The following is a 20,822-nucleotide window of genomic DNA, read 5'->3' on the forward strand; positions in this document are numbered from 1 at the left end:
CTTCATGCCACCTCCGAAAAACATCCATGCCCTTTAACGCTATTCATTCGTGTCAGCGTAGACCGCAACGAGCCCACCAGCCAAACCTCAGCGATTGGCCGGCCCTGCCGTTTTGCCCGGGCTGCTGTACGAAATCGCCATACAGCAGGTGCACAAAACGCTGATCACCTTGAAAACACTGGCCCTGTCCCCAATAAGAGGGTAGTTTGATGCCTCCGCCCGCGGGCCCGGCATCTTCCCTTAATTCACGCAACCACCATCGGGACAGAGCACTATGGCAACCCTTCACAAACCGTTTCAACAGCGGACCGTCTGGCAGTTGACATCGCTGATCACGCTTGTTTTGTTTCTCAGTGGCTGTGGCATCAATAACATCCCCACTTACGATGAGAAAGTCACCGCCGCCTGGTCCCAGGTGGAAAACCAGTACCAACGCCGCGCGGATCTGATTCCCAACCTGGTGGAAACCGTCAAGGGCTTCGCGGCCCAGGAACAGGAAACCCTGACCGCAGTAATTGAGGCGCGCTCCAAGGCCACGTCGATCCAGGTAGACGAAAGCATCCTCAACAATCCTCAGAGGCTGCAACAGTTCCAGCAGGCCCAGGGTGAGCTGAGCAGCGCCCTGAGCCGACTGATGGCGGTGTCTGAACGCTACCCGGACCTGAAATCGAATCAGAACTTCCTGGCCCTGCAATCCCAGCTTGAAGGTACGGAGAATCGCATTGCCGTCGCGCGACGGGATTTCATCCAGGCGGTGGAGCGCTACAACACCGAATTGCGCACCTTCCCGGGCAAGATCTGGTACAGCATCCTGTACAGCGATCTGGAGCCCCGCGCCAACTTCGAAGCCACCACAGAAAACGCGGATGAAGCGCCCGCGGTGGAATTCTGATGGTTTTCCAGTTGAACAAAAACCTGTTGCTGACATTGCTGGTGCTGCTGCCGGCCACCGTCTGGGCCCAGTCCACGCCGGAGTTTCCCGAGCTGACCGGCCGGGTGGTAGACCGCGCAGAAATGCTGCCTCCTCAGGTGGAAGCGCGCCTGAGCCAGATGCTCCAGGCCCACGAGCAGGCCAGCACTGAACAGGTTGTGGTGGTTACCGTGCCGAACCTGCAGGGTTATCCCATTGAGGATTACGGCTACCAGCTGGGCAGGCACTGGGGCATCGGCCAGGAGGGCGAGGATAATGGCGCCCTACTGATCGTGGCGGAGGAAGAACGCAAAATCCGCATCGAAGTGGGCTATGGCCTTGAAGGCCGGCTCACTGATGCTGACTCCTCAGTCATAATCAATCGCATTATTACACCTGCCTTCCGTCAGGGGGATTTTCAGTCCGGTATTGTTAACGGTGCCGCGGCCATGATTCAGGTGCTCGGCGGCGAGCCCATGGCAGCTCCCCAGAGTCAGCAACCGGTTGCACTGCAGGAAAAACCCAAAGCTGGCATGGTCGCGCTGTTCTTCATCATCATGATGGCAGTGGTGTTTTTTATCGGCAGTCGCGGTGGCCGTGGTGGCCGCGGTGGCGCAGCCCTGTTGGGCGCGGCGTTGCTGGGTGGTGCCATGGGCGGCCGTGGCGGCGGAGGCTTTGGTGGTGGCGGTTTTGGCGGAGGTGGCGGCGGCTTCGGCGGCGGCGGGGCCTCCGGTGGCTGGTAGCTCTACACGGGACTCCCAGCGAGCTGAACCCCCTAACCTGACAATGAGAATTATCGAATCATGACACTACTAGACAAAAGCGATCAGGAAGCTGTCACCGCCGCCATCAATGAGGTGGAACGGGAAACCGATGCCGAACTGGTCACCGTGCTGACGGCACAAGCGGATAACTACAATTACATTCCACTGGTCTGGGCCGGCATTCTCGCATTACTTGTGCCAGGCATTTGTAATTATTTCGGCAGCTGGTTCGGCGCCGACATGCTGATGCTGGTTCAGTGGGGCACGTTCGCGCTGCTCAGTCTGCTGTTCCGGATGCCGGGTATAAACACCCGCCTGATTCCCCGGCAAGTGCGCTACTGGCGGGCGTCCAATCTCGCGCGGCGGCAATTTCTTGAGCAGAACCTGCACCACACGGAAGGCAGCACCGGCATGCTGATCTTCGTCTCGGAAGCGGAACGTTATGTAGAGATTCTGGTGGATCAGGGCATTGCCGATGTGCTGGACAACTCGGTATGGGAAAGTATCGTCACAGACTTCACCGCAAAAGTGCATCAGGGGCAGACACGGCAAGGGTTTCTTGACTGCATTGCCGCCTGCGGCAAACTGCTGAAAGAACACGTGCCCGCCACCCACGAGCGCAATGAACTGCCCAATCATCTCGTGATTCTGCCCTGACGGAAAAGGGAGCCTACGCTATGGAGCGACAAGACCCGGATCCTGCGCTCAAGCCGGCATTGATGCAATTGGATATGGCGCTGGCCGAGTTCGCCCGCGCCCGACGTTCTGATCCAAAAGCGTCCAGCCTGGCGCTTCTGGAGCGCGCGCGTATGCTGATGACCCTGCCCGGGGGCTTCGATGCCCTGTACCGGCGGGTCCGCTCGCTGGAATCCGCGGGTATTTTCGGCACCAGCGACTGGGCTCAACCGGCCATCCTGCAGCCGGCACTGGCCAAGCACTCCCTGCGGGAGGCCGGTGCGGTCACCACCATCGTGGAGGCCATCAGCGAGCTGCGCATGCTGGCCGTCTCCCGTGGCGATTATTTCCATCCCGGCATTTCCGCCGAGCAGGCACGACACTTCCTCACCCAGGTGATGGCCCTGAATCTGGACCTGCTCTCTGGTCAACTCACCGAAGCCGACCGGGAACGCCCGAAACAGCTCGGGATGATTGTTCAGGAACTCTACCGGTATCTGATCTCCCACCTGGGGTACGAAAGCCTGCTGGACAGCCTGGTGGCCGAAGTGTGGCGTTTGCTGGATCAGGGGCCGGTTCAGGTGGACAGCATCTGCGAGATGATCGGGCAGATCGCCAAGTGCCTGTACGACCCGACCATCAGAACCAGACGCAATTCCGACGCCACCCGGCTGGTAAAGGCCCTGTTTGCTCCCACACCCGCCAGCTCCGAGGATCCGGGGCTTGCCGTCTATGAACAACGCCTGAAAGACATGGACGACGTGGCACTCTCCTCAGAGGCCACCTACTTTGCCCGGAGTATGTTCGATACCGGCCTGGCTTCTCCCTATCACGCGGTGATGCTCCGGTTCCTGCGCAGCACTGGTCAGGACGACCTGATACCCAACACACTGGGCCTGACCATGACCGGCCTGGACGATCTCTACTGTTACACCGAGCTCGTTCATGCCCTGATTGACGAAGCCATCTACCCGGAAACCTGCCAGGCCGTTTACGGCCTTACCATGATGCTGGAGCGCGGGTCATTGTTTACCCCCTCCGTTGCCCAGGCCCTGTGGCGGCAAATCAATCTTCGCCCCTCTGCGGAAACCGAACAGACCCTCGTAGAAGCATTCGGCGATGCACGCCCGCCGAGGGTGTTCCTGCTTGCCGGGGTTATCAATCTGCTGGGTCAGCCGCTGGGTGTTGGCCAGGGCAACAACCCCACCTGCCAATCTGCCATCGGTCTTTCCATGTGGGCGTCGAACGAGGCCGACTACCTGCTTCAGGTATTGACCTGGGCTGCCAGGGACAATGAGGTGCTGAGCCGGTTCGAAGGCCAGGAAGTGTCCTCCAGGAATCTGGAACCCGGGCTGGTGAAAGGCACACCGGTGGACGTGGACCCGGTATCGCTGGTTCTCATTCCTCATCTGGATCGCATCTACGGCGAAATGTGGCGCCGCTGTGAAAACCGCGATGACGATGCCCACCGCTGGATCAACCCGGAGTTCTACGGCTGGTGGGTAAGCCACGGCTTCCGCGTGGTGGCCGATGTGCAAACCGGTGAGATACAGGACTATAAAGACTTTATCCGGTATTTCTATGCCAGCTACCACCCCTTCTACAACGGCAACATGCCGGTGATTCACGCCCAACCTGCGGGTATTGCCGTGACGGACAGCGCCGCACGTTTCGTGGGCCGCCACGCCATCAACATACTGCGGGTCGCCCTGAGCCCGAAAAACGAGATGCGGGTGTATTTTTTCAACCCGAATAACGACAGCGGCCAGGATTGGGGCCAGGGTATTACCTGCTCAACCTACGGCAATGGCGAAGTTCGCGGCGAAGCCTCCCTGCCTGTGGCGGAATTCACTTCCAGACTGTACGCCTTCCACTACGACACGCTGGAGCTGGGCGATCTCTCGGCGATACCCGATGAGGAGGTCGCCCGGGTGATGGACCTGGGCTACACCAGCTGGGCGGCGCCCACCGAGGGATCAGCGGAGTAAAGACTCGAGCCGGGCACCTCAGTAGCTCTCATTCTTACCGGTGACCGGCGACAGCGGCTCGCCTTCTTCGCCTTGCAGCTGATAGTCGTAGGCCGCCTGCAGGCCGGTATCCTCTTCGGTCTCCTCCTCCGGCTCGTATTCCAGGTAGCGCGGATAAAGCGGAGACAGCATGGCCACGACAATGCCGATTGTGCAGAACATGGCAAACGCATCAGCATAACCAACCTCGCTTACCAGCACACCGACCACGGGTGAGCCCGCCGCCTGCCCCAGGGACACCGCCATAAATGGCAGCACCGGACCCATGGAGAGCCGCCCCGGCAGCAGCCGGATGCCGGTCATGAGGTACAGGCCGGTCAGACTCATGTAGGCCAGGCCAAAGACCAGCGCCGAGAAGCCAGAAATCAACAGGTTGTCGGGGCTCGCGGCCAGCAACGCCAGGCTGGCAGCCAGCATCATCAGCATCAGGGCCTGGGTGATCGGAGGATTGTTGCGGTCGGCCAGATCGGCCACCACCGCGCCGCCCAGACCGGCAATGCCAACACCCAACCACAGCCAGCCGGTGGCGTCAGAAGGCATGGCGCCCAGATTGACCACCAGGTCGGGCGCGAAGATCCAGTAGGCGGCCGAGACAAAGCCCATCATGAAAGCGAACAGCGAGAGCCTGAGCAGGCGCCACCACTGATCGGCACTGATGGGCTGCGCCGGTGCCGCATTCGCAGGCACAACACGTGACACGGAGGGAATTAAGAACCAGGTGGCAATCACTCCGATGACGGCCAGAACCGCAAAGGAAGCGTAGGCATAGCGCCAGGCCCCGGCCAGAAACAGAATTGTTGGCACAGCAACTACCACACCAATACTGGTGCCCGCGTTCATCACAGAGCTGACCCGGCCATGCAGAGAGCGCCTCACCAGCGCCTGCATGGCTGCCGTGAGCGCCGGCATCATCAGGCCGGTACAGATGCCACAGAGGACAACACCAACACCGAGGGAAACGGCCCCCACGGACTGGCTGATCAGCGCCAGGCCGACAACACCAAAAATACCGGACGCCATGGCGGTGTTTCGGGCACCGAGCCGATCTGCCGAGAGCGGCGCAATCAGGGTAGCGAATACGAAACTGATCAGTGGCAGAGCACCGATCACACCGATCACATCCGGCGCCAGCCCCAGGTCTTCCCGGATAGGGGGAACAAACAAACCAAACGCAAAACGCGCCAGCCCGTAACTGATCGCGATCAGTGCGGCGCCCAGGAGTGCAAATGACGTGCTCGAAGGAAACTTCATTCGGTTGTGCTCTTTGCGCTGTGCATCCCTATCAGCCTAGACATCAAAGCAAGGTATTTAAAGCACCGGCCAGCCGGGGCGCAGCTATCAGCCTGCAGTCTGGGGCAGAAACCGTCGATCCCAGAGCCGCTCAGTGGCTTCAAACAGGCTATCTACCGTGAGCGCCAAAAGGCCAATCAGAATCGCACCCTGCAACACATAGGCCGTGTTGCCATTTACCAGCCCCGCAATCACCGGATCACCGAGGGTTCGGGCACCGATCGTTGAGCCAATGGCAGCGGTGGCAATATTGATCGTAACCGAGGTTCGGATGCCGGCCAGGATCACCCTGCCCGCCAGCGGCAACTCCACCTGCAGCAACACCTGAAAAGACGACATGCCCATACCCAGCGCAGCCTGCCGGACGGTGGCATCAACTCCCTCAAGGCCCGCCAGTGTGTTGCGGAGAATGGGCAGCAAGCCATACAGAATCAACGCCACGAGAATCGGTGCCTCACCAAATCCGAGAACCGGCACCGCCAGGGCCAGAACCGCCACCGGTGGAAAGGTCTGACCAATGGACGCGATCTGGCTCACCAGCGGCAGAAAGTCCCGGCCCGAGGGGCGGGTTGCGAAGATACCGCCCGCTACCGCAGCGACGGTTCCCACAAAGGCGGAAATCACCACCAGCATCAGATGGTTCTGAAGCAGAAACAGGAAGCTCTCCCGCTCGTAGATCACGTTCTGTTTATCCGGCTGGACCCACTGGAACAGCGGCTCCAGAACCGGCATGCCGGCGCTCAGGGCACACAGAAGCGCGGTCAGCGATACAGGCGGCAACCAGATCCGCATCAGGCACCTTCCCGGATAATGCGTTCGCGGGTGATGGTTCCGGTTTCCTCGCCATCGGCATTGAACACCGGCACCTGATTCCAGTTCTGCCAGAGCATAATCGAGAGGGCCACTCTCAGGCTGTCGGCCTCCTTGAGGCCGTCGGCGCCGGGTTCAGGCCGCCTTGGCTGCGGGTAGCTCTGCATCAGGTCTCGTACAGTGCGCAGGCTCATCAGTTTCAGGCCCCGGTCCTGCTTGCCCACGAGATTCTCCACAAAATCGGACGCGGGCCGCCGGAGAATGTTCTCCGGCGTGTCGTGCTGGATGATGCGGCCCCGGTCCATCACGGCAATGCGGGTCGCCAGCCTCAGGGCTTCGTCGATATCGTGGGTCACAAACACGGTGGTTTTCCGCAGCTGACTCTGGATGCGCAACATCTCCAACTGCAGGTTTTCCCGGGTGATGGCATCCAGCGCGCCGAAGGGTTCGTCCATCAGCAGAATATTGGGGTTGGCCGCCAGCGCCCGGGCAACCCCCACCCGCTGGGCCTGCCCCCCCGGACAGTTGCTGAGGATATTTGTTGGCGTGGGTGGCCGGGTCAAGATCCAGCAGCGTCAGCAGTTCATGCACGCGCTCGTCGATCCGCTCGCGGGGCCATTTCAGAAGCTGGGGCACCATGGCGATGTTGCGGGCCACCGTCCAGTGCGGAAACAGGCCCGTGCCCTGGATGACATACCCCATATTCAACCGCAGCTGCTCCGGGTTCATGGCGGTAACGTCCTTGCCATCTACCAGGATCTCGCCCTCGCTGTGGGGCAACAACTGGTTGATCATTCGCAAAGTGGTGGACTTGCCGCAGCCTGAGCTGCCCACCAGCACGCACACTTCTCCGGTTTCGACCGTCAGGTTGATCCGGTCCACGGCCACGGCATCGCCGAAGCGGCGGGTTACGTTTTTCAGTTCGATCATTCGGACATACCCTTTTCCTGTCAGGCCGTCGCCGGTGTCGGCTTGAGAATGGCCGCCAGCATGGTGAACAACGCATCAGCCAGCAGAGCGAGTGCGATGGTGGGCAACGCACCAAGCAATACCAGATCCATCGCCGCCTGCCCCAGGCCCTGAAAGATAAAGCTGCCAAAACCGCCGGCGCCGATCAGCGCGGCAACCGCCGTCAGGCCGATGGCCTGAATCGTGGTGATGCGAACGCCCTCCACCATCACCGGCAGTGCCAGGGGTAGCTTGAGTTTGAAAAACAGCTGCCGCTCGTTCATGCCCATGCCTTGCCCGGCATCCGCCAGGCTTTCAGGCACTTCGGTAAGCGCGACGAAGGTATTGCGCACCATCGGCAGCAGACTGTAGGCCACCAGCGCCAGCAGCGCTGGCGCCCAGCCAATGCCACGGATGCCCATGGCCTGAAGCGCCGGGAAAGCAGCCGCAAGCGCGCTGAGCGGTGCGATCAGCAAGCCGAACACCGCCAGGCTGGGAATGGTCTGGAGAAAACTGACGGCGCCGAGGATAGGCCGGCGCCAGGCCACACTGCGAATCATCTTCAGCGCCAGCAGAAAGGCCAGACAGGCGCTGATGCCGACCGCACCGAAAGCCAGTGCCATGTGAGTCCAGAAGGCCTGCTCAAACTTATCCGGCCGGGCGTTGAACTCCCGAACCAGAGACAGACTCTCCAGGCCGTCACCCCGCAGGAACCACAGCCAGCTTCCACTGATAACCGCCAGGATCAGCAGTTGCAGCCCTCGGCCACTTCCGAGGCGCCCCAGGATTTCGATCAGCATCAGGGACAACAAAAACAGCAGGCACCAGAAACCGGCTCCGATGGACGATCGCGCATAGGGGGCGTCTTCCGGCAGATGCCGGCCTGCGAAGACCTCAAGCAGCAGTGGCATCAATGCCAGAGAGAGGCCCACCAGAGCCAGGAGCGGCAGGTACCGACGGCGCACCGGCAGAAGAGACAGCACAACGCAGCCCGCCAGAATCAGTGACACCAGCCCAGCCCCTGCTCCGCCTACCGCCGACCAAAGACCATGCCCGGTACCAGGAACGATCCGGTTGGGTTGAATAACGCCCAGATCCAGAAGCCAGACCAGTGCCAGGGCCAGCAACCCCAGCACGGGCAGGACACGGTTCGGCATGGAGTTCGGGGAAACGGAGCTGAGAATCGACAAACCTCAGTCCTGGGCCAGGGAATCCAGGTAATCCCGGGCAACGGTGTCCGCCGGCACACCGTTCACGGCCACCTGGCCATTCAGGCGCTGCAGCGTTTCGAGATCCAGCGACTCGAAGATGGGGGTCAACACCTCCCGGATCTGCGGATAGGTTTCCAGCACCTCGCCACGCACGATGGGTGCAGGTTGATAGACCGGCTGAACGCCGGCGGTATCTTCCATCACCTTCAGATCCAGGGCATCCAGGCCACCGTCGGTGCCATAGGTCATCGCCCCGTTCACATCGTTGTTGTTCAACGCCGCCGCGCGGAGGGTGGCCGCCGTGTTGCCACCGGAAAGAATCAACAGCTGGTCGGACTCAAGCTCGAAGCCATAGGCCTCCTGGAAGGCTGGCAGGGCACTGGCGGATTCCACAAACTCGGCGCTGGCCGCAAACTTGAAGGCACCGCCTTCATTGATATAGCGGGCCAGGTCCTCAAGTGTGGCCAGGTTGTTGTCACGCGCCAGATCCCCCGCACGCTCATGGCCCAGGTGTTGTTTGCCTCTGCCGGTTGCAGCCAGACAATGTTGTGCGCCTCTTTATCCAGGCGAGCAGCCTCCTGGTAAGCCTTGTCGGCGTCCTTCCAGATATCCCGGTCGGCCTGGTCGTGGAAAAACGCGGCATTGCCGGTGTATTCGGGGTAGATATCGATTTCGCCGGCCTTGATCGCATTGCGCACAATGCTGGTGCCACCCAACTGAAGCCGGTTTTCAATCGGAATACCGGCCCCTTCCAGGGACTGCAACACCATCTGCCCCAGCACCGAGCCCTCGGTGTCGATCTTGGAGGACACCACCACCGGATCCGCAGCCAATACCGATCCGGACATTACCAACGCTATCAATGCCGCTGTGCGGCGAAAAAAGGATTTGGAATTCACGGCCATTCCTCTGGTTTTTTAGTTACCTATATCAGTCTAGAGGGCGCATCTACGATGGCAAACGCTAATTGGTCTTGCCCATGCAAACTTGCCTGGCGACTGATTGGACAGATGTCCATCGACACATCCGGTTTGAGTTCCAAAAGCCCGCCGGGTTAGGCTGTCTAAAAAGCGAGCAGCATGGTATTCGGTCACTATGGCACAGCCCCTGGAAACACCCCGCGAACCGACCTCCACCGTAGCGCCCCTGAACCCGGAGAATGTGGCCCTCCTCGAACAGGAAGGCTTGTCGCTCAAGCCGCTGGACCCTATCGGCGTTGAAATCTACGGCGCAGACGTGCGCAACCAGCTGCCAGAGCCGGCGATAAAGGCCCTGGAAGCGGAAATGGCCAATCGCGGGTTCATTGTCTTCAAGCACCAGCCCGGTCTCTCGCCTGACGAACTGATTGATGCCTGCAAGTGGTGGGGCGGCCGTGAGATCCACTCCACACACGGTGTTCACCCCGCAACGCCTGGCCGCAACCGGCACATCTTCCGCTGCTCCAACGATGGCCGCCAGGGCATTCTCGGCGTTGGCCCCCAGTGGCACAACGACGGCAGTTTCGAAGCCGCTACCTTCTCCCACAGCGCCTACTACATGGCCCGCGCACCGGAAAACGGCGGCGGCACCCACTTCGCGCATCAGGGCGCGGCGTTTGATTCACTGCCGCCGGAAAAGCAGGATCTCTGGGAGCGCCTGGTCTCGGTAAACTCCGCCTCCAGCGTGACCCATCCCGTGGTTCATACCCACCCGATTTCCGGCCGTAAAAGCGTGTGGCTGCACCTGGGCATGACCGGCGCGGTGATTGAACGACTGCCGGAAGAAGGGCTGACGCTTGACCAGCTGAAAACCCTGCCCGCCCCCGCGGACAGCTTCCGGTTGCTGGAAGAAACCGCCATGAAGGAACTGTTCAACGATTACAATGATCTGCTGAACGACTCCTTCAGGGATGGCTACGGCATTCGCTACGAATACGATACCGGCGATCTGCTGTTTATCGACAACTGGGCTGTCGCCCATCGTGCCTCGCCAGAGGCCCACCTGCCGGCAGAGCAACAGGGCCTGCGCATTATGGATCGGGTAACCATCAAGGCCCCGCGGAACCTCGCGCCCCACTTTGGCCTGCCGCAGTACATCAACATGGCTGGCCCTCACCCGTTCAATAAAGACGGCGTGTGGCAAGCCGGCGGCGTGGGCTTTCGCTGGAAAGACGACATTCGCATGCAGAACTAGGCGGGGCGGTTTAAGATAACCCTGTTATTGCCATCTGCTGGACCCTGCCATGAAAGCGCGTGTGCAGTCTTACCTCGCACTGCTCCCTCTCTGCCTGTTCCTGGCTGCGTCCCCGCCTGCGGTTGCCGAAACTGTCCTGCATGTTGCCTATGAGGATAAAACCCAGTTCCCCTACTACATGGGTGACACCGAAAAGGTTCTGGAGAATCCCGGCGCAGCCGTGGAGCTGGTCAAGTTGGTAGAGGAACGGATACCGGGTTTGCGGATCAAATTCAGCCGCTACCCCTGGAAACGATGCCTGGCCATGCTCGAATCCGGCCAGGTGGATGGTATCTTCAATGCCTCTTACAATGCTGCGCGTACCCGAATTGGCGAATACCCCCGGCGGGACGGCCAGGTTGACCCCACCCGACGACTGACGACGATCAGCTACCATCTATACGCCCTGCCAGATACCGATCTCGGCTGGAGCGGCGAGGCCTTCGAAGATACTGACCTGGAGATTGGCGCGCCACTGGGCTACTCCATCGTGAACGATCTGGAAAGCCTGGGCGTTTCCGTGATGAAGGTGCGCAGCTCCAGGCAAAGCCTCCAACTGCTGACCGCGGGACGAGTCCATGCCGTTGCCCTGCAATCCGTCACCGCCGATTTCCTGTTGAGCCGTAACGCCGATCAGCTCCCGGGCATTGTCCGGATTGAACCACCCCTGAAAACCAAACCTTACTATCTGATGCTCTCGCGGGAGTTCAAAGCGGCAAATCCAGAGCTTTCAGAGCAAATATGGGATGCCATCGGCGAACTCAGAGAAGAAAAGCTTGAGGCCCTGGCACAGCCCTATCTGTCGGAACCGGGTTAATCATCTTTCCGGAGCTGGTTGAGCCGGGTCATCACAAACGCCGCGATAGCGAGAATCAGAATCGCAATGGCCTCGTATAGAATGTTCTCGGGCGCCATGTCCTTGCCCTGAAGAATAATCAGTCGGGCCAGCGCCGTGATGGCAATGAAAATCGGAAAGACAGAAGCGGATCGCCGATCCGAGTAGAACACGGCCACCATTCCGATTACCTCCAGATACAGAAACATCAACAGAATATCTGCGAGATTGATGCTTTGTGCGGCGTACAGCGAATGAAGTTCGAAGGCCACCCCACCAAGCGTCATCAATACAACGAGGAACAGCAGAATGCGCTCGATTATCTGAAAAAGACCGAGCGCCAACTTCTTTTCGGAAGAATCCATGGGGTTTGCCTTGTTGTTTTAGGGTATGTCTCTTCGGAAAGTCTAGCCAAGTAATCAGCCAACGCCGATCACATTGATTAAAGTGCGGTTCCGCGATGAGCCAACCCGTAATCAATCGCCGCACACACCGCCGCGGCCTGCGCGGCATTGCATTGCTCGGGGGTTACATGGGGGCTGTCGGGATACACCTCGGTGGTGGTCCGGTAGGGAGCGCGGGTCATGCCAGCGCACAGGCCCCACTGCGAGAGCGGATACTGGATCACGCCCCGGGCAACCACTGGTGAGCCGAAAATCTCGCCTTTCTCGTCGGCCGGTGCAATGTGCGTCACCTGCTCCACCGCCTTGATCAGTGCCTGCTGGAAATCTGGCTGCGGGTGTTCACTATCGTCCACCACATAGAAGCCATCAGGAATGCCGGCCGGCTCGAATGGCTTGCCGTCGCGGGCGGCCAGCGCCGGGCGGAACTCCGACTCGTCGGTATCGGTGGTTTCGTGAAGGTCGATATGAATCAAAACATGCTCACGAACCGGCGCAACCAACCGCATGAGGGCGGCCGACTCTTCCGCGGGACTGTCGTCATGGAACGAGCGGTTCGGATCAATCGCATTCCGGTTCCAGCGATGAATCCGCTCATACGCCCAGGGGCTGACGCAGGGCGCAACCAGCAAGTTCACGCGCCCGGCATAATCCTCCGCGTGCTTGTCGAGGAACTCAAGCGCGCCATGAACACCACTGGTCTCGTAACCGTGAACGCCGCCCGTGATCAGCACCACGGGCAGGTCGTTGTTCCAGTCGCGGCTGCGAATCGCCTTCAGCGGATAATAATCCGGGCCGTAATCCAGCCCGCCATATTCTTCCACATCAAACCGCGCGCCAAGGCGCTCGATCACACTCAACACCTCCGCCTCGTAACTGCGCTGACGGGTCTGCCGTGACAACCACTCGGCGCGCTCTGCCTCGCCCCATGGAGTGCCGGGCGTTCCGATTGGATAGGGTGTTGAATCTGTGTTCATAGCAGCGCTCCGTTAACGATCGCCCGCAGCTCCTGACGGATTGGGTAGGTGGACGACGGAATCAGTTGCGTCATGAAAATCATCACCAGTTCCTCAACGGGATCGACAAAAAAGTTAGTGCTCGCAAGGCCACCCCAACCGTATTCACCAACCGATCCGTTGGTCTGGGATTTGGGGACGTCCGTTTTTACCGAAAAACCCAGACCAAAGCCAGTCCCGGCAAACGGTGTCTCGCTGAATGCACCCACAGACAGGCCCGGCAGGTCCTGATTGTTGGGCAGATGGTTACGACACATGAATTCCAGGGTTTTTCGACCAATAATCCGCCGGCCCCGGAACTCGCCACCCTGACACAGGGCCTGGGCGAAGTGGAAATAATCGTCGATGGTGGAAACCAGCCCGCCACCGCCGGACATGAACTGGGGCTTGCGCCGGAAGGGAGACGTCTCGGGGTCATCCTGCAGCGTGAACTGATCACCGGCCTGGTACTGGTAGCATGCAGCGAAGCGGTCAAGCTGATCATCCCGAACGTGGAAGCCGGTGTCAGTCATATCCAGAGGCTCAAAAATATGGTCCCGCAGATACTCATCAAACGGCTTGCCCGACAGCAACTGCACCAGATACCCCAGCACATCCGTGCTGACCGAATAATTCCAGGCTGTGCCCGGGGAGAACTCCAGCGGCAGCTCGGCCAGGTGATCGACCAGGGCTTCCAGCGACATACTCCGGCTGCCATCCAGCCTGAGCTCGCGGTAGGCAGCGTCAACGTTGGTGCGCTGCATGAACCCGTAAGTCAGGCCTGACATATGCGTGAACAGGTCGCGAATCGTCATGGTGCTGGATGCAGGCGTGGTCAGGAAGTTCGGATAAACCCCGCTTTTATAAATCCGCTGGTGTCTCCAGGCAGGAATATACTTGTGTACGGGATCATCCAGTAAAAACCGCCCCTGCTCATAGAGCTGCATCATGGCGATAGACGTAATCGGCTTGGTCATGGAATAGATGCGGAACACCGTATCCCGGCGAACCGGCTTGTTGCGTTCCACGTCCATCAGCCCCTGGGCTTTCACATAGGCAATCTCCCCTCGCCGGGCGACCAGTGTCAGCGCGCCAGGTAACTTCCCGGGCTGGATGTAGCAACGGTCAAGGTGGCTTTCAATGTTTGAAAGATGATCCGTAGACAGGCCAGCAACCTGTGTGTGTTCCGTCATAGAGGGGGCACCTACTTGCGGGTTTTCGGATTTATGCGACCAGCTTACTCTGGCAGGCCCTCGAACTCTGGCACGTCGCCAAAGTCGCCTTCTAACTCAAACTTCACAGTGCCACACAGGCAAGAGCCAGAATGAACAGTCATCGGTTTTTCTCTATCGCCTCTTACTGAGACACCTGAAACATCGAGAACAGGCAGTCCGGCAGCGACTATTATTTACGTGATCGCAGTGCTGCACCATAAAACAATTCTGCGAGATAGTCAGGCGTCATTCATGAAGCCACGGCGCATAACTCAGCCCCACCAACACACTCAGCGGCAGGCCTGACAAAGCGAGGCTGCGCCGCTCAGAGGTAATGGCAAGTAGTCTGACCCGAGCACGGCTAGTCCAGGTTCCTGGACAGAAACCAGGATTGCAGAAACTCAATGCAGCTGAGTAATTTTGGCTGCGTAAACTGCCGGTTCGGATAGAGCGCATACAGTGTAAGGTCCGGGCGGCTCACCTCCGGCAGCACTTCCAACAGCTTGCCCTGCTCGATGCCCTCCCTGGCCACAAAGCTGGGGAGAAAACCTATGCCCAGCCCGTCCTCAATCACCTGTTTCATGAACAACGTACTGTTCACCTTAAGGGAACCACCAACGATGATCCCCTGCGCCAGCGGCCAAAAATTTCCCGACTTGAAGTAGCTGTAGACGAAGCAATTATGCGCGGCCAGATCCTCCACGTCCCGAATCGGAGGATGGCTCTCCAGGTAGCTGGGTGACACGCACACCTTGTAGGTAAAACGGACCAGCGGTTTGCCCACATAATTGGAATCTAGCATCTGGCTGGACGCCCGGAACCCCAGATCAAAACCATGCTCGATCAGATCCAGGCTTTCGTCTCCAAGCTGTATGTCCAGCTCCACATCCGGGTATTGTTTCATATAGGCGGAGAACAGCTGGGACAGGTCGGTAATGCCCAACGCCATGGGCGCGTTGATGCGCAATTTACCGCGCGGGTTTTCCTGCATGTGCTGCACGTAGGCGTCTGCGTCGTCTACCTGAACCTGCAATTCCCGGCACCGTTTCAGGTAGCCCTCGCCGATGGACGTCAACTGCTGGCCCCGGGTCGAGCGGTGCAGCAGCCTTACCCCCAGGTCCTCCTCCAGTCGCCCTATCTCCTTGCTGATCATCGACGTGGTTACGTTCAGCTCGTTAGCCACGCTGGTGAAGCTACCGGCATCCACTACCCGAACGAACATTCGCATTGCTCGCAATTTATCCATACCGCTCGGCCTAAATGTTTCCAAAATGTTGATACTGTAAAAACATTATTGCCATTTAAGAACATGATGGGAAGCACCAAACTTTACCTGCGATCACGCAATTACCCAATACACGAGGTTTTATTATGTACACCCTTTACTTCATTCCCAACGCCTGTTCACTGGCCACGCAGGCGGTTCTTAACGAGCTCGACCAGGAAAGCACACTGGTTCAAAAGCTGGACGCCAACCACTTTGAAGCCCTTAATCCCGTCGGTACCGTCCCCGTGCTCGTGGACGGTGACAAGGTGATAAACGAAGGCGTTGCGGTCATCCTTTACCTGCTCAATAAGCATAAGAACAACTTGATCCCTGAAAGCGGCGACGCACGGCACCGGGCCATCGAAAACATGATGTTTGCAAACGCCACCATGCACCCCGCCTATGGACGACTGTTCTTTGCCCAAGCCAACGTGTCGGATGCAGCGGCCAGGCAACAAGTTTTCGATTCTGCGGCGGTGGCCATCAATAAACTGTGGCAGGTGGTGGAAGCGAGGCTGGAGCACACGCCTTACCTCGGGGGGCACGACATATCACCCGCCGACATTCTGCTGGCTGTGTACTCTCGTTGGGGCGAGTTCTTCCCCGTAGATATCGTGCTCGGCCCAAACAGCCGACTGATGGTGGATGCTGTATTGAAGCGCGACAGTATGCAGCGGGCTATTCAGCGGGAACAGGATTACGGAACGGGGGCGGCTGCATAAATGGATACCGAACAACCCCAACTGGAAGCCATGGTGAACGAGTATTTTCAGGGCCTGCACACGGGGGACACCGACCGACTGTCGCCGCTGTTTCACCAGGACTGTGTACTCAAATCACCTGGCCTGCGGCGCACACTGAATGAATGGCTAACCGATGTCGCAAGGCGACCAATACCCGCGCACATGGGTCATCCGGAGAACTACCGCATTCTCCGGGTGGAACTGGCAGACAGCCAGGCCATGGTGAAAGTGGCGTGCCCGCTTCCCCACGGCAACTTTACCGACTACCTGGGTTTGCTGAAGGAGGACGGTGTCTGGAGGATCGTCAACAAGATGTACGCGCCAGCCATCGCCTGAATGAACGGAAAAACCATGAAAAGCCTGCCACCCGGCAGGCCATCCAACCATTGAACAAGAGGAATTTCGAATGCCTTATGTCAACATCAAGGTCACCGACGACAACGTGACCGTTGAACAGAAGCGCCAACTGATTCAGGGAACGACGCAGCTACTGGTGGACATTCTGAACAAGAACCCTGACGCCACCCACGTGGTCATCGACGAAGTGTCGACCGACAACTGGGGCGTCAAAGGGGAAACTGTCACCGAACTGCGAAAGCGATAACCAACTAACAGGGGAGCAGAACTCACCATGACCACCCTCCGGGAACTTCTGAACGTTGACTACCCAGTGATTCAGGCACCGATGGCCGGCGTGCAGGACAGCGCGTTGACCATCGCAGTTTCCAAAGCGGGCGGGCTGGGTTCGCTCCCCTGCGCCATGCTCACAGGCGAAAAAATCCGCGAAGAAATCGCCAATATCCGGGCCGCAACAGACCGGCCCTTCAACCTGAATTTCTTCTGCCACACCCAGCCACCGGAAGACCCGGAGAAAGAAGCCGCCTGGCGGCAAAGCCTGCAACCCTACTACGAGGAACTGAGGCTGGAGATGAACGAAGACGCCGGCGGCCCAGGCCGCCGCCCTTTCGATGAACAAACGGCCGACCTGGTGGCTGAATTGAAGCCTGCGGTAGTGAGCTTTCACTTCGGCTTACCGGCCCCCGATTTGCTGGCCCACATCAAATCCAACGGTGTTAAAGTACTGGCCAGTGCCACTACGGTGGCCGAAGCCTTGTGGCTGGAGGAGAGAGGCGCAGACGCCATCATTGCGCAAGGGCTCGAAGCCGGTGGTCACCGCGGCCACTTTCTGTCTGACGACCTTGGTCTGCACATGGGTATATTTGCGTTACTCCCCCGAATCACATCCAGAGTGAAGCTCCCTGTAATTGCGGCAGGCGGCATTGCCTCTTCCGAAGGTGTCAAAGCAGCCATACAACTGGGCGCCACCGCGGCCCAGGTCGGCACAGCTTACCTGCTGTGTACCGAAGCAAAAACCAGTGCCATCCACCGGGCCGCCCTTCAGTCCCAGCAAGCTTCCCACACCGAAATCACCAACGTGTTTTCCGGCCGGCCAGCGCGCGGCATCGTCAACCGGCTCATTCGCGAGCAAGGCCCTATCAGTTTGCGCGTGCCTGATTTTCCCAATGCGGCGGCTGCACTGGCACCCCTCAGATCGGAGGCAGAAAAGCTTGGCAAGGGAGACTTTTCGCCCCTTTGGGCGGGGCAGAACACCATGGGGTGCGAAGAGATCTCAGCCGGGGAAATGACGTTGAGGTTGGCGGGTTTCGAGTAATGCTTGCTGGCGAACAAATGCCTTCTGCGTCTTGCCAGAAAAGGCCAAGTAAAAGACGAAGGCAACAGCCGGTTTTAAAGCCCCCTCTTGGCTTCAGCTATTACAGTCTTCATCCTCGCCTGAAGTGCCCGATGCCGGGGAACGCACAGATATAACGTTTCGCTGACCGGGTTAGCGAGAGGATGAGCTTTGATGTGCTCAGACTTCTCAAAGGCCTCAACGGCATGTGCAGGTAAGACGGTAAAACCCAAACCCATACTAACCGGCTCCAGAATCAAACCGATCTGGTTCGAGAACCCCTTTCTGGGAAACAGGTTACTGTGCTGAAACTCAGGGTAATTGGCACCAAGAAGCAAGCTGGCGTGATGACTCCCATCCGGGTGATCGATAAACCCTAGAGCCATCAGAGTGTCCCAGTCCGGTTCCTCGACAGTAGCAGGTGTTACCAACAGCAGCGATTCCTGCGCGACAGGCGTGCAACTTACCTCGGACAGGGTAGATTTCGAAGTCATGAATCCGAGATCAACAATCGACTTCGCGATCGCGTTCTCCACATCCGGATTTGGCGCAAACCGGTAATCGATAACAAGCTTCGGGTGCTTGCTCTGTAGCGCCAAGAGATGTGGATAAAGCTTCAGCCCGACACTACCCGGAGACATGATCCGCACACTGCCTGCAAAGGGCGGATCCTCTCCGACTGTCTGTTCCAGATTCGACAACGCAAAGAGGATGCCCTGCGCCTCGGTATAAAGCCTTTCGCCTGCACCCGATAGAGAAAACTGCTTACCCTGCCTCACAAGCAATTCGGTACCGAGCTGCTCTTCAAGCTTACGCACATGCTGACTGCCCCCCGACTGTGTCATGTGAAGGCGCTCGCCGGTTCGGGTGAAATGACCGACTTCCACCAGTGTGCAAAAGGTGCGTAACCAGGCCGTATTCATCATTACATTACGTAATCTTTTAGAGAATAAATGATAATTTTAACTAATTATCAGCCCCATGTAACCTGCTCTCAGTCTTAACAAAGGAGGACAGCCAATGAGCAACGTGTACCCAAGAAACTTTTCACACATCGGCATATCCGTGCCGGATCTTGAACAAGCCGTAAAGTTCTACACGGAGGTTATGGGTTGGTATTTGATTATGGAACCAACCGAGATCGAGGAAGACGACAGCGCCATTGGAGAAATGTGCACAGACGTATTTGGCGCGGGCTGGGGCAAGTTCCGTATCGCTCACTTATCGACAGGCGATCGGATTGGTGTGGAGCTTTTCCAGTTTAAGAACCAGACCAACCCGGAAGACAATTTCGAGTATTGGAAAACAGGGGTTTTTCATTTCTGCGTTCAAGACCCGAACGTAGAGGAACTGGCAGAGCGGATTGTGGCCGCAGGTGGCAAAAAGCGCATGGAGAAACCGCGCTACTATTACCCCGGCGAGAAGCCCTACCGCATGATTTATATGGAAGACCCGTTCGGAAACATCCTGGAAATCTATAGCCACAGCTATGAATTGATCTACAGTGCGGGCGCCTACCAATAAGCGCCAAGACAGTTTCAGGGGGCTTTCTGCTACGGGAAGTCTCCTTGATTTAACGCTTGGCTTTGCTATGAAGCGAAGCGGAGACATAGGCATCCGAGTGCCGCGCCTGGTTAGCTGTTCCCAAGCATGTACGCCCGAAGCTGTCGCTCCTCTCGCATGACATAGAGAATGAGAACTCGCTTATCATCCTCACGATAAAAAATGCGACACGGCGGAACCACTACCTCCCTGTATACTGAATTAGGGAGTTCTGGAGGAATCCGTCCGGATTGGGGAAAATCTTCCAAACGCTCGGTCTTATCGAAAACATCCTGGACCAGGTGACTTGCGGCTGCAGGATTATCAAGAACAATGTACTCGGCGATGGCATCCAGTTCTTGAAGGGCGGGCTCCGTCCAGATTACTTCAGCCATTTACTCATTTTCTCCCTGGCCTCACTCTGGCTGTACGTTCTTCCCTCAAGTACAGCACGCTCTCCCCGTGAGAGCCCCTCAAGCAGCTCAAGTCGACGCTGCATAAACTCATAATCCTGCACATCAACAAGGTATGCGGATGGCTGACCATGCTCCGTGATCAGTATCGGCTCCTTAGACGAGTGCAAATCTGCAAGAATCTTTGTGGCTTGGCGCTTAAGGTTCGTAACAAGCTCAACTTTCATGGGCTAACCCTGATCCAAATTTATAGTGATACTATAGTATCACTTTTCGGGTGAGGCAATCACAGCTAATCGGGATAGGGAGGCACCTCACGATGCCCCTCCTCCCACATCACCGGGCATACGGATCACGTACCACGGCGATTCAGTGACTTGATTCAACCCGTTACCGCACTGCCAGTTCCGGCAGTCCATAGCTCCGGAACAACCGGGCCGGTAAGGCTTCCCGCAGGGCCGGCGAATGACTCAGCCGCCACGGGCCGTGGGCCGATTTGGCGGTGTTCCAGGCCAATCTGACCGGGACACCCCGCTTTCTCAGCTCACGATACCCCCTTCGGCCCCATTGCTTCCACACGTAACTTCTCATTCTCCGCCGTATCCACTTGTCCAGGTCCCGCAGCGGGCTCAGTACTTCGGCTGCGTCGAAGTACGCTTTCCAACCAAGCAGGGTCTCTTTCAGATCTGCGATCACCCGGGCCAGTGAGTGGCCCCGTGTTCGGCGGCTCAGTAGCCGGATCTGGGTTTTCAGCTTGGTGATGGCTTTGTCAGCCACTTTCAATCGCTGCCCTTTCCGGCTGAGGGTGAAGCCCAGGAAGCTGCGCTTCCAGGGCCGGTCTACCGCGCTCTTTCGTGTATTCACTGTGAGCCTCAG

The 20,822-nt window shown here is 58.4% G+C and carries 25 protein-coding genes and 1 pseudogene; 11 read left to right on the forward strand and 15 right to left on the reverse strand.

The annotated features are described in order from the left end of the window. Positions 1-274 precede the first annotated feature (274 nt). From AC13E3_RS09790 to AC13E3_RS09805, 4 genes are read left to right on the forward strand one after another with little or no spacing between them, the layout of a single operon-like run. Positions 275-892, forward strand: a complete 618-nt coding sequence (locus AC13E3_RS09790) for a LemA family protein (RefSeq protein WP_092031439.1) — start codon at positions 275-277, stop codon at positions 890-892. Then, a complete protein-coding gene (locus AC13E3_RS09795; protein ID WP_092031436.1) occupies positions 892-1,653 on the forward strand; it encodes a TPM domain-containing protein in 762 nt (253 codons plus the stop codon). Before AC13E3_RS09790 ends, AC13E3_RS09795 begins: the two co-directional genes overlap by 1 nt. A gap of 60 nt (positions 1,654-1,713) precedes the next feature. Next, the gene (locus tag AC13E3_RS09800) at positions 1,714-2,331 is read left to right on the forward strand and encodes a TPM domain-containing protein (RefSeq protein ID WP_092031434.1); all 618 of its coding nucleotides are present in this window, start codon (positions 1,714-1,716) and stop codon (positions 2,329-2,331) included. 20 nt (positions 2,332-2,351) lie between these two features. Continuing rightward, positions 2,352-4,337 (forward strand): hypothetical protein, encoded by a 1,986-nt coding sequence (locus AC13E3_RS09805; RefSeq protein WP_092031431.1) that lies wholly within the window; start codon positions 2,352-2,354, stop codon positions 4,335-4,337. A gap of 18 nt (positions 4,338-4,355) precedes the next feature. Here AC13E3_RS09805 and AC13E3_RS09810 read toward each other — a convergent pair whose 3' ends face one another. The 7 genes and pseudogenes from AC13E3_RS09810 to AC13E3_RS09840 form a co-directional block, all read right to left on the reverse strand. Further along, positions 4,356-5,627, reverse strand: a complete 1,272-nt coding sequence (locus tag AC13E3_RS09810) for an MFS transporter (protein ID WP_092031429.1) — start codon at positions 5,625-5,627, stop codon at positions 4,356-4,358. Positions 5,628-5,714: 87 nt separating this feature from the next. After that, positions 5,715-6,458: an ABC transporter permease gene (locus AC13E3_RS09815; protein ID WP_092031426.1), complete on the reverse strand. Its 744-nt coding sequence runs from the start codon at positions 6,456-6,458 to the stop codon at positions 5,715-5,717. After that, positions 6,458-7,039: an ATP-binding cassette domain-containing protein gene (locus tag AC13E3_RS09820; protein WP_482901956.1), complete on the reverse strand. Its 582-nt coding sequence runs from the start codon at positions 7,037-7,039 to the stop codon at positions 6,458-6,460. The genes AC13E3_RS09815 and AC13E3_RS09820 overlap by 1 nt, the downstream gene beginning before the upstream one ends. Before the next feature lie 10 nt (positions 7,040-7,049). Then, a pseudogene (locus AC13E3_RS09825) lies at positions 7,050-7,406 on the reverse strand (ATP-binding cassette domain-containing protein); the annotation flags it as partial. Between the two features lie 20 nt (positions 7,407-7,426). After that, positions 7,427-8,581 carry an ABC transporter permease gene (locus AC13E3_RS09830; protein ID WP_092031720.1) on the reverse strand — a complete coding sequence of 385 codons (1,155 nt, stop codon included), beginning with the start codon at positions 8,579-8,581 and terminating at the stop codon, positions 7,427-7,429. A gap of 36 nt (positions 8,582-8,617) precedes the next feature. Beyond that, complete coding sequence (locus AC13E3_RS09835; protein ID WP_482901972.1) at positions 8,618-9,073, reverse strand: glycine betaine ABC transporter substrate-binding protein; 456 nt, start codon at positions 9,071-9,073, stop codon at positions 8,618-8,620. Next, entirely contained in the window at positions 8,956-9,534 is a 579-nt protein-coding gene (locus AC13E3_RS09840; RefSeq protein ID WP_482901957.1) for a glycine betaine ABC transporter substrate-binding protein, read from the reverse strand. The genes AC13E3_RS09835 and AC13E3_RS09840 overlap by 118 nt, the downstream gene beginning before the upstream one ends. Positions 9,535-9,730: 196 nt before the next feature. Between AC13E3_RS09840 and AC13E3_RS09845 the strand changes: the two genes are divergently transcribed. Continuing rightward, positions 9,731-10,807, forward strand: coding sequence for a TauD/TfdA dioxygenase family protein (locus tag AC13E3_RS09845; RefSeq protein ID WP_482901958.1), 1,077 nt, complete (start codon positions 9,731-9,733; stop codon positions 10,805-10,807). Positions 10,808-10,856: 49 nt separating this feature from the next. Beyond that, positions 10,857-11,663, forward strand: coding sequence for a substrate-binding periplasmic protein (locus tag AC13E3_RS09850; protein ID WP_482901959.1), 807 nt, complete (start codon positions 10,857-10,859; stop codon positions 11,661-11,663). Here the strand turns inward: AC13E3_RS09850 and AC13E3_RS09855 are convergent. From AC13E3_RS09855 to AC13E3_RS09870, 4 genes are all read right to left on the reverse strand, one after another. After that, positions 11,660-12,046 (reverse strand): phosphate-starvation-inducible PsiE family protein, encoded by a 387-nt coding sequence (locus AC13E3_RS09855; RefSeq protein WP_482901960.1) that lies wholly within the window; start codon positions 12,044-12,046, stop codon positions 11,660-11,662. The two genes, AC13E3_RS09850 and AC13E3_RS09855, sit on opposite strands and share 4 nt — an antisense overlap. Positions 12,047-12,123: 77 nt before the next feature. Then, on the reverse strand, positions 12,124-13,059 hold the full coding sequence (locus AC13E3_RS09860) for a M14 family metallopeptidase (RefSeq protein WP_482901961.1): 936 nt from the start codon (positions 13,057-13,059) through the stop codon (positions 12,124-12,126). Beyond that, complete coding sequence (locus AC13E3_RS09865; protein WP_482901962.1) at positions 13,056-14,270, reverse strand: serine hydrolase domain-containing protein; 1,215 nt, start codon at positions 14,268-14,270, stop codon at positions 13,056-13,058. Before AC13E3_RS09865 ends, AC13E3_RS09860 begins: the two co-directional genes overlap by 4 nt. Positions 14,271-14,652: 382 nt before the next feature. Next, on the reverse strand, positions 14,653-15,537 hold the full coding sequence (locus AC13E3_RS09870) for a LysR family transcriptional regulator (protein ID WP_482901963.1): 885 nt from the start codon (positions 15,535-15,537) through the stop codon (positions 14,653-14,655). A gap of 125 nt (positions 15,538-15,662) precedes the next feature. On the opposite strand from AC13E3_RS09870, the gene AC13E3_RS09875 reads away from it, so the two are divergent. The 4 genes from AC13E3_RS09875 to AC13E3_RS09890 all read left to right on the forward strand — a co-directional run bounded on the left by AC13E3_RS09875 (position 15,663) and on the right by AC13E3_RS09890 (position 17,973). Then, complete coding sequence (locus AC13E3_RS09875) at positions 15,663-16,280, forward strand: glutathione S-transferase family protein (protein WP_482901964.1); 618 nt, start codon at positions 15,663-15,665, stop codon at positions 16,278-16,280. Beyond that, positions 16,281-16,637 (forward strand): nuclear transport factor 2 family protein, encoded by a 357-nt coding sequence (locus AC13E3_RS09880; protein ID WP_482901965.1) that lies wholly within the window; start codon positions 16,281-16,283, stop codon positions 16,635-16,637. Between the two features lie 70 nt (positions 16,638-16,707). After that, a complete protein-coding gene (locus tag AC13E3_RS09885) occupies positions 16,708-16,905 on the forward strand; it encodes a tautomerase family protein (protein ID WP_482901966.1) in 198 nt (65 codons plus the stop codon). 27 nt (positions 16,906-16,932) lie between these two features. Continuing rightward, positions 16,933-17,973, forward strand: a complete 1,041-nt coding sequence (locus AC13E3_RS09890; RefSeq protein ID WP_482901967.1) for an NAD(P)H-dependent flavin oxidoreductase — start codon at positions 16,933-16,935, stop codon at positions 17,971-17,973. Positions 17,974-18,047: 74 nt separating this feature from the next. On the opposite strand, the gene AC13E3_RS09895 is transcribed toward AC13E3_RS09890, so the two are convergent. Continuing rightward, positions 18,048-18,917, reverse strand: coding sequence for a LysR family transcriptional regulator (locus AC13E3_RS09895; RefSeq protein WP_482901968.1), 870 nt, complete (start codon positions 18,915-18,917; stop codon positions 18,048-18,050). A gap of 94 nt (positions 18,918-19,011) precedes the next feature. On the opposite strand from AC13E3_RS09895, the gene AC13E3_RS09900 reads away from it, so the two are divergent. Further along, a complete protein-coding gene (locus AC13E3_RS09900; protein WP_104270254.1) occupies positions 19,012-19,515 on the forward strand; it encodes a lactoylglutathione lyase family protein in 504 nt (167 codons plus the stop codon). Between the two features lie 110 nt (positions 19,516-19,625). Here AC13E3_RS09900 and AC13E3_RS09905 read toward each other — a convergent pair whose 3' ends face one another. From AC13E3_RS09905 to AC13E3_RS09915, 3 genes are all read right to left on the reverse strand, one after another. Next, positions 19,626-19,928 (reverse strand): type II toxin-antitoxin system RelE/ParE family toxin, encoded by a 303-nt coding sequence (locus AC13E3_RS09905; protein ID WP_008170662.1) that lies wholly within the window; start codon positions 19,926-19,928, stop codon positions 19,626-19,628. Further along, positions 19,916-20,173, reverse strand: a complete 258-nt coding sequence (locus AC13E3_RS09910) for a type II toxin-antitoxin system Phd/YefM family antitoxin (RefSeq protein WP_008170664.1) — start codon at positions 20,171-20,173, stop codon at positions 19,916-19,918. Before AC13E3_RS09910 ends, AC13E3_RS09905 begins: the two co-directional genes overlap by 13 nt. Positions 20,174-20,336: 163 nt before the next feature. Further along, positions 20,337-20,822: group II intron maturase-specific domain-containing protein (locus tag AC13E3_RS09915; RefSeq protein WP_482901969.1), on the reverse strand; the 486-nt coding region annotated here is incomplete at its 5' end.

Source organism: Marinobacter sp. L-80 (assembly GCF_056859395.1).